The sequence below is a fragment of the Paenibacillus sp. MSJ-34 genome (genome assembly GCF_018918005.1).
Classification (GTDB): Bacteria; Bacillota; Bacilli; order Paenibacillales; family Paenibacillaceae; genus MSJ-34.
The window spans coordinates 13,259-28,997 of record NZ_JAHLPR010000040.1 but is presented as its reverse complement, the minus strand read 5'-3'; the positions used below and the strand labels follow the sequence as shown (position 1 = coordinate 28,997).

Genomic DNA, 15,739 nt, shown 5'->3' with positions numbered 1-15,739 from the left:
ATCACTTTCGTTCGTTCGGACTCCGCTGCGCGTCGCTCGATTGCAAATATGTCCAATTTTCCTTCTGATAGACGAGCCCGTCCTTCATCAGCTTCCCGAGCGCGCGTTTGAAAGCGGCTTTGCTAATGCCGAAACGCTGCTTAATCAAATCGGGAGGCGTCTGGTCGGAATACGGCATTGCGCCGTTCGGACGTTCCTTAAGAAACGCAAGCAACCGGTCGGCGTCTTCCACGCGTCCGACCTCCTTGCGCGGAGCCATCGCCAAGTTGACTCTGCCGTCTTCCCGCACGAAACTGATACGAACGTTTACCCGCTCGCCCAATCTAAGCAATCGCGTCCGTTCCGACGAATGGATCATGCCGATCGCGCCGAAGCCGAGCACGCCGCCGTCGACGAGCACGAATGTCCCCATTTGCAGCGGCTTGTATACCGTTCCTTCTTTCCATTCGCCAAGCCAAGCGGACGGCGCCCGGAACGCGAGCGGCTCCAAATCTTTCTCGCCTGCAAGCTTCGCCTTGAGCCTTCCCTGCTTGTCATGCTCCATGATGACGAATACTTTATCGCCGACCTGCGGATGCAGTTCCTTCATCTCGGGCAGTTCGCGAATCGGCAGAAGCAGCTGCCGCCCAAGACCCATTTCCAGAAAACAACCCAGCCGGGGATGAACGTCGGCCACCTCGAGCAAAGCAAGCTCCCCCAACGTAAGATAAGGTTTCCGCATCGTAGCCGCCAGGCGGTCTTCCGTATCGTAGTACAGGAATACTTCCACCTCTTGGCCCGGCTCCACCGTTCCGGCGAGTTCCGTATAATGCAGCAATACGTCCTGCGTTCCGTTCGTCAGGAAAAATCCGTAAGGCGAAACTTCGCGCGCAACCGGTAAAGTTACGATCGTACCGGCAATCAAACTCATACGCTTTTCACGACCTTCGCATCCGACCAGAGCCGTTCGATGCTGTAATACTCCCGCTCGTCGCGGTGAAAGACGTGAACGACCACATCCCCTAAATCGATCAACACCCAGCGCGCCGAATCAATCCCTTCAATGCCGCGTACCGTGCCGCCGCTTTCCTGCACGCGTTTGCGAATTTCGGTCGTAATCGCCTGGACTTGCGTATCCGAATTGCCGTGGCAAATGACGAAATAATCGGCGATGAGCGATATGCCTTGCAGATCGAGCGCGACGATATTCATTCCTTTTTTATCGTCCGCCGCCTCTACGGCTAAATTCATTACATCCTTTGAGCTTAAAGTCATTCATTAACCTCCATTTTGTTGGATTAGTGCGTTTCTGGCTAAGACGGTTAGCGGATAAATCCGTTTCTTACGGGTCAGCAAAAAGTGAATCGTCGAATCAAAGCCTGCCACAAGCGCTTCGTCAAGGCTATGTTTGGCCAGTTCCCGAATATTATTCACATTCGGAAAATCTCTTCCCGGCTCGATATAATCCGCCAAACAAACAACTTTGTCCAATAGCGTCATCTGTTCCCGCCCGGACGTATGATATCGGATCGCGTCCAGAACGTCCCTGTCCTTGATGCCGTAATCGCGTTCCGCGACGAACGCTCCGACCGGGGCATGCCATAACTGTTTGTCGTGCTCCAGCAAGTCGGCAGGCAATCGATGTTCGCGAATAATGCGCTCCATCCGTTCGGTCGGCCAATATTTCGCTACATCATGCAAAATGGCCGCCAAGTCCGCCTTCACCGGGTCGGCGCCGAATCGCTCCGCCAGAATGACGGCCGTGTCCATCACGCCTTGCGTATGTTCCCAACGCCGCGCCGGCATCTGCTCTCGCACCTTGTCAATCAATATCGCTCGGTCCATGAACTTCTCCCCCATCTATCGATTCGTACAGCCGATTCGCTTGAATATATTGCCGTATCTCTTCCGGCACCATGTAACGGATAGATTGCCCGGCTGCCGTGCGTGTGCGGATTTGGGTCGAGGAAATCTCGAATTGCGGCATTTCCGCAAGCGCGAGGCGGGCCTGCAAGTAATCCGGAAGCCGGTCTAGACGCAGCGCCGTGCCCGGCCGTTTTACTCCGATGAATGATATGTCGCGGGCTAATTGTTCGATATCCCGCCATTGCGGCAACATATTGATCATATCCGCGCCGATAATAAAATAAAACGAATGCTCCGGATACGATTGCCGCAATTGCCGCATCGTATCGACCGTATACGACACGCCTCCCCGTTTCAACTCGACGTCGAGCGGGCGAAAATGCGGGTTCGACCGCAGCGCGAGACATACCATGTCCCAGCGCTGCTCCGCGTTTGCGCCGGGCGAGCCCGGTTTATGCGGCGGACGGAACGACGGCATAAACCATATTTCGTCCAGCCCCATTCGTTCGCGCACGCTTTCCGCCGCAAGCAAATGGCCGTTATGAACGGGATCGAACGTCCCCCCCATAATTCCGATTTTTTTCATATCGCTTCGTCCTCCAAACAACGAGAGGTGCGCCGGAGGCTACGGCAACTCGATCTGTTTATTTTCCCGCGACTCTTTATATAGCACGATCGTTTTCCCGATGACCTGCACCAGCTCGGCTCCGGATTTGTCCGCCAACTCCGGCGCGATTTCATGCGGATCTTCCGTACTGTTGTTCAGCACCGAAACTTTGATCAATTCTCTCGCTTCCAGCGCTTCTTCGATGTGCCGCACCAATTGATCGTTCGTGCCGCCTTTGCCGACTTGGAAAATCGGATTCAAATGATGGGCAAGCGATCTTAAATATCTTTTTTGTTTACCGGTAAGCATATTCGGTATTGTCCTCCTCAAACTGTTGTCGAATTTCCCTGGCCATTACTCCAATAGTGCGCCGCGCATCGTTTCGATCGGAGCGGGCAGCCCGGTCCAATATTCGAAGGCGTATGCCCCCTGGTATATAAACATGCCCAAACCGCCGTGAATTCGGCAGCCGCGCCGTTCCGCCTCGTTCAGCAGCTTCGTCCGGAGCGGGTTGTAGATCAAATCGCTGACCGTCATATCCGGACGCAGCCAATCCGGGTCGAGCGCAATGGCGTCGACATGCGGATGCATGCCGACCGACGTCGTATTGATAACGATGTCGATCTCCCCATGCAACGATCCGATGTCGTCCATGCCGATTCCGGCAAGCGGTCCGAACGCTTGAAAATCCGCCGCCAATTCCCGCGCCTTCTCCGCCGTGCGGTTCGCGATCCAAATGCCGTCCGGTTTCTCCTTCGCGAGCGCATACACGATTCCGCGTGCGGCGCCGCCCGCTCCGATGACGAGAATCCGTTTGCCCGCTATGTTCGGCTCGGCTTCTTCCTTAAGCGAGCGGACGTAGCCGATTCCGTCCGTGTTGTATCCGGTCAATTTGCCGTTGTCGTTCACGATCGTGTTGACGGCCCCGATCAAACGCGCGTCCTCGTCGATTTCGTCCAGCAGAGACATTACGTTCACTTTATGCGGAATCGTCACGTTCACCCCGCGGAACCCCATCGCCCGTACGCCTGCAATCGCGTCCCGAAGCGCTTCGGGTTTGATATGCAGCGCCGTGTATACGCCGTTTACCCCTTTCGCCCGCAAAGCGCGATTATGCATATGCGGCGATTTGGAATGGCGGATCGGATCGCCCATCACGCCGAACAATATCGTATCGCTGTCGATATGAACCGTTGTATCCTTGCTCATCGCTAGCGTCTCTCCCCTTATGCGATATTATATTAACGAATCGCGCAGCAGCACCTTTACCCCTTTCGGCGCGTGAACGCTCAACAAAGCGCCGCTGTCCCCGTTTACTTTAATCCATCCAAGCCCCGAGACGAACACATCGCAGCGGGCGCCGCGCGGTACGCGAATATCATGCTTCGTCCACGGCGGCAATTCGTCCGCATGCTTGCGGCTTGGGGGGGCAAGCAAACCGCCCCGATGCTCGGCGTACAGCTCGTCGGCTTTTTCCAGCTTCGTTCGGTGAATGCCAAGCGCGTTGGACAGGTAGCATGTGAACGACTGGCGCTCCCCTTGCACGAAATCGAACCGGGCCATAGCGCCGAAGAACAAAGTTTGTCCGGCGTTCAGTTGATATACGGAAGGCTTCAACGGCCGATCCGGCATAATAACGCCCAAATCTTGGCGCGTAACCAGTTCGCTCAACCGGGACGGATAGACGATTCCCGGCGTATCGATAATATACTTTCCGTCGTCCAGCGGAATGTGCACCAGATCGAGCGTCGTGCCCGGATATCGCGAGGTCGTCAGTTCCCGGTCCAGATCGCTGTAATCGCGTATCAACCGGTTAATCAGAGTCGACTTGCCCACATTGGTAGCGCCGACGACATAGATGTCGCGTCCGCGCCGGTGCTCGCCGATTTTGGCCAATAGCCGTTCGAAGCCTTGATTTTTTCGGGCACTGACAAGCGCAATATCTACAACCTTCAAACCCTGCTCCTTCGCCTGTTTCTGCACCCAATTCGTAACCCGGTTGAAGTTGGTCACTTTGGGCAACAGGTCGACTTTATTGACGACCAGCATGACCGGATTATTGCCGACAAACCGCTGCAATCCGGAAATCAGGCTGCCTTCGAAATCGAACAAGTCGACGATATGGATAATAAACGATGAATCGGCGGATGATCCGATTCGGCTCAACATGCGCAGAAAATCGTCTTGATCGATCGCCACCGACGCCGCATCGTTATAATTGCGAATGCGGAAGCATCGCTGGCATATTGCCGGCTCACGCTCCAACGCTTTGGCGGGTATGTATCCGGGACGGTCCGGCGCTTCGGTTTGCAGCGCGGCGCCGCAGCCGGCGCATGAGTTAACGGGTGTTCGTTCTTGTTGTTCCGTCAAACGATAACTCCTCCTTCCATGTTACCAATCTCCTTTTTTGCGCAAACGACCGACGATCGCTTTCTCCATCCGACGATTGACCCGCGTCCCGAATCCTTCGTCGCGGATCGATATCGGCTGTACCAATATCGTAAACAATCCGGCCCGATTGCCTCCAAGTACGTCGGTCATCAGTTGGTCGCCGATGACGACCGTCTCTTGCGGCTCGAGCTTCATTAACGCCAGCGCTTTGCGGAAGGGCATAACCTTCGGCTTGCGGGCGGAATAAACGAAAGGAATACTAAGCGGCTCCGTAAACAGATGGACGCGTTCGCGCACATTGTTGGATACGATCACCGTTTGAAATCCGATCCGCTTCGCCTTAGCCAACCATTCGATCAATTCCGGCGTCGCATGGGGCTCCTTGGCCCCGACGAGCGTATTGTCCAAATCGGTAATGATTCCGCGGAACCCGCGGTCGTAGAGCGATTGCAAATCGATATCGTATACGGTCTTCACCCTCAAATCGGGCATAAACTTTCTTAACAATCACGTCACCTCGGTTTCATACGACAAACTATATCATATTCTTTCTTTTTCGTGCAAAAATTGCCGCCGCCTCCGATTTTTTTCGCGCAGCAGAGGCGGCGGACAAAATATATCGCAGCAAACGGATTCATTAGGCGCTAATGAGAATGCAATCCGTTGTTCTTTCCCATTATAATCGCTGTTTTAAATGTTTGATCTCGGATTGCGCCAGCGCCAATTCCTGCTCCGTAATCGATTCGGGACTGTATTTGGCCTTTTCGAACAATTGCAACAGCACCGACCAAGTTTTCGCGAGCGAGCTTCGCTCTTTGCTCCATCGGCCGACGGCTTCCCTGACCGTCTCGTGATCCGCCCTTTGCAGCCCTTTGCGCCGGCAGTAGCGAAGCCATCTTTCCGTTTCGACGATCAGCATTTGATCCCTTGTCAGCTTTTTGCCATACGCGATTCTTAGCATGAAGCTTCGAAGTCCGGAACGGTAACGCCACAGCAAGAGTCCCGCGCCAATCGCCAGGACGGCGCTAAGCGCGATGATCCATATCACGCCCTTCAAGCCGGAGGAAACCGGGGCATTTGTTGCCGTCTCCGTCTCGGCCGTTTCCGGAACGAGCGGAATGGAAGTCTCGACGTCCGGTTGTTCTAAGTCATAATACGCCGGCAGCACGAAACCGGGAGTCGCTTCTACCGGAATCCAGCCATAGCTAGGAAAATATACTTCCGCCCAGGAGTGTGCGTCCGCGTTCGTAACCGTATACGTCCCCGAATCGTCGATCGTTTCGTCCATCATTTGCGGCATCGACATTTCCGGACGGTATCCTTCCCGTACGCCGGGAGCGTACCCTTTGACCCAGCGGGCGGGAATGCCCAATGAGCGGGCCATCATCACCATCGCGGTGGAATAATAGTCGCAATAGCCTTGCTTAATTTCGAAGAGAAAACTTTCCACGAAATCGTCGCTCACTTTCAAGCTCGTATCCGGCGAATTCGAATAGATGAACGACATCCGCAAATATTGCTCCAGCGCTTTGACTTTATCGTAAGGTCCTGCAGCCTCCTCCGTGACGGAGACGGCCAGTTCTTTTACCCGTTCCGGAAAATTGTCGGGCAGCTGCAAATAATCCGAAAGTTCGTATTGTTCGCTGCGGATTTGCTGAAACGTCACCTGACGCAAGTCGTTCTCGTTCATGATCGGAACTTGAGAGACGATCGTATACGTTCTCGGATAGGCCGGGCCGGAGCCTTGCCTTGCCCAGCGCAGCTCCATATCTTTAGGCTGCCAGCGCACGCGGCGCATTTCCGCCTCGCCGTCGATCTCCATCACCTTGGCGATCGGAAACGCCCCGAACAGGACGGGAAACTGCTGATCGGCAATCATCGTTACAGTTTGGGTTAATTCCCGCGTTTTCACCAGCGAGTTATTCCCTGTCAACGGCAACTCCATATTCGATATCACCGGGACTGAAGACCGCCCTTCTTCCGCATTTTCCCAGCCTTTTCCCGTATACAGCGACTTCGTTTCCCCCCGCCAGTAGCTGGAGCCCGTCGTCTGCACTTTCATAATCGGATCGAAGCTGTATTCGAAACCGCCGCCAAGCTCGGAGTCCTCCCGGCTATAGCCGGAGGAGGCGTTGCGCGATATCGAGACCGCCTCTCCCTTGCCGTTAATAAAGACAGGCACTTCCTCGCCTTTCATCGTTTTCCACGCCGTATAAGGGTCCATCAGCAGCGGTCTGGCTTCCGGCATGAATATGCCGGATAGTATGACGGCCGTGAAGATGAGTATGACCGTCATAATCAGCCTAAGCGGATAGCTGGCGACATAATTCCAGCCCTCCGGATATTTCGCCTTGAACCGGTTGAAATGTTCGGCGGCGAGCCACCCTAAGCCGGCGATAACGGTCAAGGCGACTTCCTCCCACAGCATCGCCATCGTAAAGGAATCCAATATGCCCAAGCAGACGATGTCCACAACCAGAAAAGCGATAATTCTTCCTTTGCCGACAACGATATGATTAATGAATTCATATAAAAACCAGATCAGAAGGGCAAACCATAAGTAAGGGAGGATATCGAGACCAAATTGGACGAGCCGCTCGTGAAACTTCCCGTCTATGGAATGCAGCAATCCGTACCGGTTCAGTACGAAACCGTGAATGGCGACGACAAGGACGGCAATGATGGTCCTGCGCGCAGCGATATGAATCGGCATCAAGGCATGTACCGCGAAAACGGCGATTAACGAAAGGCGGCAGATGTCCAACGTTTCATTATACCAGACAGGTTCGACCATCGCCTGCCATTGCCATAAAATAATGACGATAAATAATTGCGAGAGCTTAGATTGCCATTCCAATGCAAGCAAACGAACGAAGCGGGAATTTGCAAGTTTCATGATCAACCTCCCAATACCTTCGGCAAGTCTTCCAATGCGGAGACGGAGTAGCCAAGATGTCCTTGTGAGCGAATCATTGGAAGCCAGCCGCTCGTTCCGTGCGAACCGTCAATGTGAAGATGGCACGGAACGAGCTGCATGCGCTGCGCCCAACGGAGCAATTGCAGCATGGCATCGTCCGCCCTTGGGCTGACGATGGCATACACGGACCCGTTTCCAAGCGATCTTGCATCGCTTTGCAAGCGCGGGAGCAACGGTTCGTCCCCGTCGGCTTCGGCCTCGAGTAAATGTTCGAGAATTTGTTTCCGGTTTTGCGGCGTCTGGACCGCTTGGAACATTTGAATCGATTTGCCGTACGAGTACAATCCCATCGGAATGTTTCGCTTGGCACCGTACTCGATCAGCGAAGCGGTCACGGATACGGCAAGCTCGAATTGCTCCGCGTCCGCGTAATTGTCCTTGTTCCGGTCAAACACGATGATCGTTACGGGCAACGACTCCCGCTCGAACTCTTTCGATTTCCATTCGCCCGTTTTCGCCGTGGCGTTCCAATGGATGCGCGAAATGCGGTCGCCGTATATATATTCCCGGACCCCGTTAATTTGGGTCGTTTCTTTGAAGGAACGGTTGAGCAGCGCCTGCCGTGCGTATCCGGCTCTTCGCCGGTCGAACAATTTCCAATTCCGGATTTCCACCGTTTGCGGAAAGACGGAAAAGTGGCCGGGCACCTTAAACACGCCTTTATGTTCGAATAGCCCGAATATGTCCTCGGTTACGCATTCCGTCTCCCCGAACGTGTAGATCCCCCTTCGAAGCGGCGGCGTCACGTATTCCATGCTTCCGCTTCGATTCCAATGGGATAGCAGCAGCGTTTCGAATTCCAATGTCTCCCCGTTCCGGCGAAAGAGCCGGTCTTTCAGCACGACGTAAGGCGTCGTCCATAAGCCGGGGATTTGGACATGAAGCTTTGCCTTCAATTGTTCGCCCGAGTGAAATACGTTGCGCGGGATGCCGCCCTGCTCCAACACTCTCGTTCCGCGCGCGCGCGATATGCCGCTCCAGTAGCCCATCGTTAAATAGACGGTGAGAACGCTTGCCATGCCGAGAAGCATAAAGGCCGTTTTGCCGCCCTGAAAAAGCAAATAGAACAACGAGCCTAGCCAAAAAGCGAGAATAATCCAAAACCGTTTGGAAAATGTATATAATTTAGAAGTTGAGGACATTTTGCTTCGCATCGGTTAACGCTCCAATCGAATCGGGACGTTCACCTGCTCTAATACGGACTGAATCAACGCGTGCGGCGTCATGCCGTTCATTCTCGCCTCGGGGCGAATCAAGACGCGATGGGCGAGAACGTACGGAGCCAAATATTTCACGTCGTCCGGCATGACATAATCCCGTCCTTGAATAAAGGCATGCGCCTTGGACGCCGTCATGAGCGCCATCGACGCGCGCGGGCTCGCTCCGAGCATGGAAGCCGAATGGTCGCGCGTTTTGCGGATAATATGTACCAAGTAGTCTCCGACTACAAGATCCATATGCACTTGCCGCACTTCGGACTGAATAAGGCCGATTTCCTTCATATCGGTTACGGACTGAACCGAGTCGATTAACTGGCCTTGATGTTGCGAAAAAATCAATCGCTTCTCGGTTTCCTCATCCGGATATCCTAGCGTCATCTTCATCATAAAGCGGTCCAACTGGGCTTCCGGCAGCATATACGTTCCTTCGAAATCTATCGGATTTTGCGTAGCGATCAACATAAAAGGATGCGGCAAAGGATGGGTCTCCCCGTCTACCGTAACATGGCGCTCCTCCATCGCTTCAAGCAAGGCGGATTGCGTCTTCGTCGTTGCGCGGTTAATTTCGTCCGCGAGCATAATGTTCGTCATAATCGGTCCGGGGCGAAAAATAAACCGGTCTTCCTTCGGATGAAAGATGGAAACGCCGGTAATATCGCTCGGCAATAAGTCGGGATTGCATTGGATTCTGCGGAATTGGCCGTCCATCGTTTTCGCGACGGCTTTGACGAGTTGAGTCTTCCCTGTGCCCGGCACATCTTCGATTAGAACGTGGCCTCCTGCCAAAACGGCGGTTAAGAGGAGTTGAATTTCTTCGGTTTTCCCGAATATGCAAGCTTCCAACTGCGCGCGAATGGCTGAAACGGCTTGTAAAGACTCCTGGCGTATAGTCAAATGAAAACCCCTCCTATACAGTAAATAATGCATCTTTCTTTTATTTTACATGAATGGAAGGGGGGAGTATATAGTAGAGTTGCATAGCCTTAGGTGGCATTTCTTACAAAAAACCCCCAAGCCGAAGGCTTGAGGGCGTTAGCTACCCTTTCGGTTTGACGAGCAGCGCCGCCAAAAACGAAAAAATGATCGCCGACGATATCCCGGCGCTCGTTACTTCGAATATGCCCGTTATGACGCCTACCCAACCGTCCCGCTGCAGCTCGGTTAACGCGCCGTGCACGAGGGAGTTGCCGAAGCTGGTAATCGGCACGGTCGCGCCGGCGCCGGCGAATTTAATGAGCGGCTCGTACAATCCGATTCCGTCCACCACCGCTCCCGCAACGACCAACGTCGTCATCGTATGGGCCGGAGTCATTTTTGCCACGTCAAACATGAGCTGTCCAATGACACAAATGATTCCTCCAACAATAAACGCCCATAAAAACTGCATACTGCATGTCCTCCTCTAATGTCAAACTTATCGATTTCATTATTTGCCAAACCGTGTCCCCTTATGTACGGGCGACCGCGCTTATCGCTAGAAAAATGAAAAGAAACCCCGCATTGGCTGCGAGGCTTCTTTCATCGGCATGGCTACATGAAACAAAGCAAAATGATGACCAAAAGGATAAAGAGCACTAAAATGATAAGCAGGTTCCTATACTTGTTCGACATCGCGCTCTCCTTTCCGGGAGGAGAAAAATTAGTCACCTGCTACATAGTATGTAGATTGCCGGCAATGGTGCGAAGGGTGGAGCGTTTGCGTCATGCGAAACGATATGGATACCGCCTGCAGGTTTAGATTACCTTCGCGACTTGTAAAACTCATGATACAACTTCATCAGCGCTCTTTTCTCGATCCGGGACACATAGGAACGCGAGATGCCGAGCTCCTTCGCGATTTCGCGCTGCGTCCGCTCCTCTCCCCCTTGTTCAAGGCCGAATCTGCCGATCACGACTTCCTTCTCGCGGTCGTCGAGGATGTCCAAATTTCTGTATATTTTACTTTTTTCGATTTTCAACTGAACTTTATCGATCACTTCATCCGAATCTGTTCCCAAAATGTCAATTAATGTAATTTCATTTCCTTCCTTATCCGTGCCGATGGGATCGTGCAAAGAGACGTCTTTGCGGGTTTTTTTCAAACTGCGTAAATGCATCAGGATCTCGTTTTCAATACAACGGGCCGCAAATGTCGCCAGCTTCGTCCCTTTGTTCGGCTGAAAGCTCTCGATCGCTTTAATCAGCCCGATTGTGCCAATCGAGATGAGATCTTCCAAATCCTCGCCGGTATTATCGAATTTCTTGAGGTTGTGAACACGAACCGATGTCATCCTCATGCTGAATAAATTGTTGGCGTTTTAACTCATCTAGTGCTCCGACTGCAGTAATCTGTACTTCGTTCCCGTCGTAGCGAATAATAACTTCATCAACCAGGGTCTCCAGGATATGTCGCTTCTCCTCAAGGGTAAGCTCGTCGCCGGCGCTCTCGATAAAGTTTCGGACAGCCTTGGAGACCTCGGCAATCCGATTGGCCGATATTTCCTTCTCCGCTTGTTCTGACAACTGCTTTTCGTACCCGGCAAGCTCTTGCTCCAACGACTTTAGTCCGGCATTAATCTTTTGCATTTCGGTAAGCATCTCCTGCTCATCAATGACCTCCCGCTTGAACATGATTTTGATTTTTTCCTTTTCCTTCTCCTTCTGCTCCAGCTGACGTTTGATGTGGTCCGCGGCGGATTGAAGTTCCAGGTTAATTTCATTCGATTTGCTTTGCAGCCTTTCCATATAATCATCGGGATCCGACAATGTCTCCAAGATCAGCTTCCAGACGTAATGGTCCAGCATATCGGCGCGTAACGTTTGAGTCGGGCACTTCTCAACTCCTTCACCGTACTTCTTCGGGAATAGGTTCGGACACCTGTAGCAGGTATAACGGATCTTTTCTCCCGTTTCTTTATTTACTCGGCCTGTATAAGTAGTTGCTTGCCACATTCTGCCGCAATGCCCACACCGGATCATGGATTTTAACAAATACTCATATTTTACATTCCCTGACCGTTTCATGTTTTTCTCTTTCTGCACCTGGGCTAATTCGAACAGATTCGGGTCAATGATACTTGGCACGGTAACCTCGATCCAATCCTTCTCCTCGCGAAAGGAATATGTTTTTTTCGGTGTACCGTTCTTGGTTTTCTCCCCGCGAATCTTCCGGGTTTCTCTACGATTGTAATAGAATTTGCCGATGTATACCTCTGAAGTAAGGACCCTTCGAATAGAACTGGCGCTCCAGTTCCTGCTTTCCCCCCGTTTGGGTACCGCCCCTAAGGAATAGAGTCGATCCCCGATTTCACGAAGCGTATAGTTCTCATGAACATACCAGTGGTATATCTTCCGGACAAATTCGGCTTCCTGCTCATTGATAATCAAAGTATTTTCATGAAGGTCATATCCATAGGGAGCCACACGCATGGGCATGATCTTCTTATCTTTTTCCACCGCTTTAAGTCTTCCACGTACCGTCCGCTTCTTGATTAAGGACAGCTCATATTGAGCAATCGAGCTCATGAGATTGAAAAACAGCTGCCCTTCCGGCGTATTCCGATATTCCGTGTCCACGAACACCAATTCAACCTGGTTCCGCTCCAGCTCTCGGCAGAGGATTAATTTATCGGTTAAGTCCCTTGTCAATCGATCGGGATGGGTAACAATCAATCGAGCGATCTTTCCCTGTGCGACGTCTTGTCTCAATTCATTCATCGCCGGACGGTCGATGTCCTCACCCGTAAAACCCTCTTCGCGATAAATTTTCAGATTGGCTTTCGGGATTCCCAAATCCTTGGCTTTCCGAATACATAATTCTACTTGCGCATCCAGGCTGGTGCCCTCTGATGCTTGCATCCCTGTAGAGACCCGTGGATATATGGCCGTATACATGGAGTATCACCACTCTCCTTTCTTACTGCTAATACTTCCCAGTATGGACAAAGGGAGAAACAAAAAAACCGGCTTATTCAGTCGGTTTCAAGATCAAACGCTTTAAGATGTAATCTATAACGGCATTTTTGGCTTCTGCAGCGGATAAGGTGTTTGAGATTTGTGCTGTATCACTGCATAAAGTATGAGGCACATATACGATTTTGATTGTCGGCATTCGCTCCATACTTTTCACCTCAATACACCTTATTCCGTCTGCGGTTTGTCCTATCACAAGCGCATGGTGTTTTGGATATACTTGAACTCCGTTTCCATGATTCGAACAATAGCCGATTCATTATCCGCCCCAATGAATGTCCAGTACCGGTGCCCAGGTACAACGGATTGACTAATAGATCCTGACCATTTGAAGGAAGTGGTTTTTAGAGTAGTCATTAGATGATCCAAACTTAATAAGTCACCATGATAAAGATCTACGACGATCACATCCGCTCGTGATTCTAATCGGATAAAACGTTCTTGATCCGTATTTGGCTGAAGAACATATCCATTTACATCTCTGCTACGATCCTTAGCCAGTCTCAATAACGGAACTATGTCTTCCATACAAGTTAAAACTGTCCCGCTAAAATCAAAATTTTTAAAATCCCATCGTTCCATTACAAGCCCATCCTTATATACCCAATCAAAAGGCACGCGGTGGATAATGCCAAATTTGGCCAGCAATTCATTGCTGAATCTTCTTCTATATTTCACTGGATGATATAGGTCAGAAATAGTTGAAGAAGATTCCGAAAAATCCCCCAGCAAGAGTGTTCTTAACTCCGATGTCCTTAAATCAAATGCCTGTATCAATGCTTTTCGACGATTAGGCAAGGAAAGTTTCCGTAGCAGAATACCGAAAGTTATTGGGTCGGTAGCTGCCAGTTCTTTCACCTCATACCAGTCTCGATCGTGCCTGCTGATATAAGTGATTTCGTCTATTTCATCATGGATGAATTTAAAAGCTAGTTGAAGAAGATCGTCCTTCAACTAAGCTTTACACTCCATCATCTTAATCCCGTATCAATGCATCCATCATCAACTCTCCACAAATGGAGCAGATTCTTGTTTCTTTCGACCAAAATCCTCGCACAACCCGAAAATCAACGTGTTTTTGCTCCAAATGTGGAGCAACCGGGACAGAAGTCAAAGCAAATGATACCTTTACATCAATGATGTGGACCATCGGGCCCCACCTCCTTTCTAAGCAAAAACTGCGGTCTGAACGGTCGATGAAACAGAATCTGAGGGAGAGATGTAGATGGATAACGTTCAGAATATTAGAGATATCGATATTTTGGGATTCATGAATTCATGTCATTGGAAGCAAAATGCGAAAACTACTTCAGAGAATGCTTCTTATGAGAACTCTACTTCGCAAGAATGTTTACAAACCGCCCCAAATGGCAATCATGATATCAAGAGCTTAAGTTGGGAGAAGGTGCTGTTGTTCTTGAATACAATGTATGCATTTCGTTGGCCTGAAGAGGACGTCGAGATATGTTCACCAGAAAGTGGTTCTCTTGCATTAAATGAATGGATCTTTTCAACCCAGATTCAAGGCAAAATCTTTGCCCCCGTGCTACTGGATTACCTTGATAATAAAAAGTCGATCAAATCCACCAGCTACTTTTCTTTGATGGAATACGCACTAGAGATCATTGATTTTTTTAAAACCCGTTATGGGCTTGATGCTAGATCCATTCAAAACAAAGAATTGGCAAATAAAGATGCACTTATTAATTTCATTGAGCATTCTTCCTACAATTTCGTTCAACGTGACATGATTCTAGCAATAGCTCGCAAATTAATCTCTAATGGGTTCGAATTAAAGAAATCAACAAACGGTATTTCTACAAAAAAGAGGACTCAAGATATAAATCATCCCGCTATCACTGCGCATATTAAAGATTTACACCGTTCAGGAGTCAAGGAAAAAAGCGTTAACGGTAAATATAAAATCAGTTACGCCCTATTTTTAAACTGGTTGAATAAAACATACGTTCAGTTCCAGAGCACTTCATGCGACGAATTACCATTGTCATTAGTTACTGAGGAGCATTTACTCGAATTCAAGCAATATTTACTCCGTTTGGAAAATAAAGGGATATATACCAAGCAAACGGTTAGCAATTGTTTTTACGATATCCGATTTCTTCTGGCTAACCTCTATAAATTGGGCTGGCTTGCTAAAGACATAACAATGGATGTTACAGGAATCCCGTACGAGAGATACTATTATCGCGAGTTACCAACAGATGCTAAACTCCAGTGTTTTTTTCATAATATCCAACTCTATTCTGATCATCCCACATTGGAACTGGCAGCCTTTGGGTTGATGCTTTGTCTCGGTTTGCGAATTCATGAAGTTGCTAACATTCGCTATCAGGATATCAATGTCGAGAATAGAACCATCTCTGTCTTCGGAAAAAACGAGAAATCGGCCATTCTACCCTTACCTGATCCGCTACAGAATTACTTTCAAAAGCTTGTTGTCAACAAAGGTCAAGATGTCCATCTGTTTGGAAACAACAGCCAATCAACTATTCGCAAATTAAGGGCACAGTACAAACTTTATTCTTTTGTCTCGGGATGGAAATATCCAGGGGGGCCCCATTTACTGAGGCACACTTTCATCAGCAGGTTGTCGGAACGTACAGATTGCCCGTCACAATTGCTTATGTACTTGGCAAGGCATGATCGGCCAGAAAATACTGCACGATACGTCCACCGGAGCCCCAATCAATTAACAAGTGCTGTAAACAAAATCAATTACTGAGGAGG

General features: G+C 50.3%; 17 protein-coding genes. 1 reads left to right on the top strand and 16 read right to left on the bottom strand.

The window, feature by feature from the left end; genetic code table 11:
• Nucleotide 1: 1 nt before the first annotated feature.
• The 16 genes from KQI79_RS19925 to KQI79_RS19850 form a co-directional block, all read right to left on the bottom strand.
• Nucleotides 2-910 carry a CvfB family protein gene (locus tag KQI79_RS19925; protein WP_216540054.1) on the bottom strand — a complete coding sequence of 303 codons (909 nt, stop codon included), beginning with the start codon at nucleotides 908-910 and terminating at the stop codon, nucleotides 2-4.
• Nucleotides 907-1,254 (bottom strand): ribosome silencing factor, encoded by a 348-nt coding sequence (gene rsfS / locus KQI79_RS19920; protein ID WP_216540053.1) that lies wholly within the window; start codon nucleotides 1,252-1,254, stop codon nucleotides 907-909. Before rsfS ends, KQI79_RS19925 begins: the two co-directional genes overlap by 4 nt.
• A gap of 3 nt (nucleotides 1,255-1,257) precedes the next feature.
• Nucleotides 1,258-1,824: a bis(5'-nucleosyl)-tetraphosphatase (symmetrical) YqeK gene (yqeK, locus tag KQI79_RS19915; protein ID WP_216540052.1), complete on the bottom strand. Its 567-nt coding sequence runs from the start codon at nucleotides 1,822-1,824 to the stop codon at nucleotides 1,258-1,260.
• Nucleotides 1,802-2,431 carry a nicotinate-nucleotide adenylyltransferase gene (gene nadD / locus KQI79_RS19910; RefSeq protein WP_216540051.1) on the bottom strand — a complete coding sequence of 210 codons (630 nt, stop codon included), beginning with the start codon at nucleotides 2,429-2,431 and terminating at the stop codon, nucleotides 1,802-1,804. The genes yqeK and nadD overlap by 23 nt, the downstream gene beginning before the upstream one ends.
• 39 nt (nucleotides 2,432-2,470) lie before the next feature.
• Nucleotides 2,471-2,761 (bottom strand): ribosome assembly RNA-binding protein YhbY, encoded by a 291-nt coding sequence (gene yhbY, locus KQI79_RS19905; protein ID WP_216540050.1) that lies wholly within the window; start codon nucleotides 2,759-2,761, stop codon nucleotides 2,471-2,473.
• A 45-nt stretch (nucleotides 2,762-2,806) separates the two neighbouring features.
• Entirely contained in the window at nucleotides 2,807-3,661 is an 855-nt protein-coding gene (gene aroE / locus KQI79_RS19900; RefSeq protein ID WP_216540049.1) for a shikimate dehydrogenase, read from the bottom strand.
• 27 nt (nucleotides 3,662-3,688) lie between these two features.
• The gene (gene yqeH / locus KQI79_RS19895; RefSeq protein WP_216540048.1) at nucleotides 3,689-4,822 is read right to left on the bottom strand and encodes a ribosome biogenesis GTPase YqeH; all 1,134 of its coding nucleotides are present in this window, start codon (nucleotides 4,820-4,822) and stop codon (nucleotides 3,689-3,691) included.
• A gap of 21 nt (nucleotides 4,823-4,843) precedes the next feature.
• Complete coding sequence (locus KQI79_RS19890; RefSeq protein ID WP_483311401.1) at nucleotides 4,844-5,350, bottom strand: YqeG family HAD IIIA-type phosphatase; 507 nt, start codon at nucleotides 5,348-5,350, stop codon at nucleotides 4,844-4,846.
• A gap of 169 nt (nucleotides 5,351-5,519) precedes the next feature.
• A complete protein-coding gene (locus KQI79_RS19885; protein WP_216540047.1) occupies nucleotides 5,520-7,739 on the bottom strand; it encodes a transglutaminase TgpA family protein in 2,220 nt (739 codons plus the stop codon).
• Nucleotides 7,740-7,741: 2 nt separating this feature from the next.
• Nucleotides 7,742-8,974 carry a DUF58 domain-containing protein gene (locus KQI79_RS19880; RefSeq protein WP_216540046.1) on the bottom strand — a complete coding sequence of 411 codons (1,233 nt, stop codon included), beginning with the start codon at nucleotides 8,972-8,974 and terminating at the stop codon, nucleotides 7,742-7,744.
• Between the two features lie 3 nt (nucleotides 8,975-8,977).
• Nucleotides 8,978-9,934: an AAA family ATPase gene (locus tag KQI79_RS19875; protein WP_216540045.1), complete on the bottom strand. Its 957-nt coding sequence runs from the start codon at nucleotides 9,932-9,934 to the stop codon at nucleotides 8,978-8,980.
• Between the two features lie 142 nt (nucleotides 9,935-10,076).
• Nucleotides 10,077-10,427: a stage V sporulation protein AE gene (spoVAE, locus tag KQI79_RS19870; protein ID WP_216540044.1), complete on the bottom strand. Its 351-nt coding sequence runs from the start codon at nucleotides 10,425-10,427 to the stop codon at nucleotides 10,077-10,079.
• A 352-nt stretch (nucleotides 10,428-10,779) separates the two neighbouring features.
• On the bottom strand, nucleotides 10,780-11,316 hold the full coding sequence (gene sigK, locus KQI79_RS19865) for an RNA polymerase sporulation sigma factor SigK (protein ID WP_216540043.1): 537 nt from the start codon (nucleotides 11,314-11,316) through the stop codon (nucleotides 10,780-10,782).
• Nucleotides 11,270-12,913, bottom strand: coding sequence for a recombinase family protein (locus KQI79_RS19860; protein WP_216540042.1), 1,644 nt, complete (start codon nucleotides 12,911-12,913; stop codon nucleotides 11,270-11,272). Before KQI79_RS19860 ends, sigK begins: the two co-directional genes overlap by 47 nt.
• A gap of 270 nt (nucleotides 12,914-13,183) precedes the next feature.
• Nucleotides 13,184-13,945: a hypothetical protein gene (locus KQI79_RS19855; protein WP_216540041.1), complete on the bottom strand. Its 762-nt coding sequence runs from the start codon at nucleotides 13,943-13,945 to the stop codon at nucleotides 13,184-13,186.
• Nucleotides 13,946-13,967: 22 nt separating this feature from the next.
• Nucleotides 13,968-14,141: a hypothetical protein gene (locus tag KQI79_RS19850; protein ID WP_156124784.1), complete on the bottom strand. Its 174-nt coding sequence runs from the start codon at nucleotides 14,139-14,141 to the stop codon at nucleotides 13,968-13,970.
• A 75-nt stretch (nucleotides 14,142-14,216) separates the two neighbouring features.
• On the opposite strand from KQI79_RS19850, the gene KQI79_RS19845 reads away from it, so the two are divergent.
• Nucleotides 14,217-15,734 carry a tyrosine-type recombinase/integrase gene (locus tag KQI79_RS19845; RefSeq protein ID WP_216540040.1) on the top strand — a complete coding sequence of 506 codons (1,518 nt, stop codon included), beginning with the start codon at nucleotides 14,217-14,219 and terminating at the stop codon, nucleotides 15,732-15,734.
• Nucleotides 15,735-15,739 lie beyond the last annotated feature (5 nt).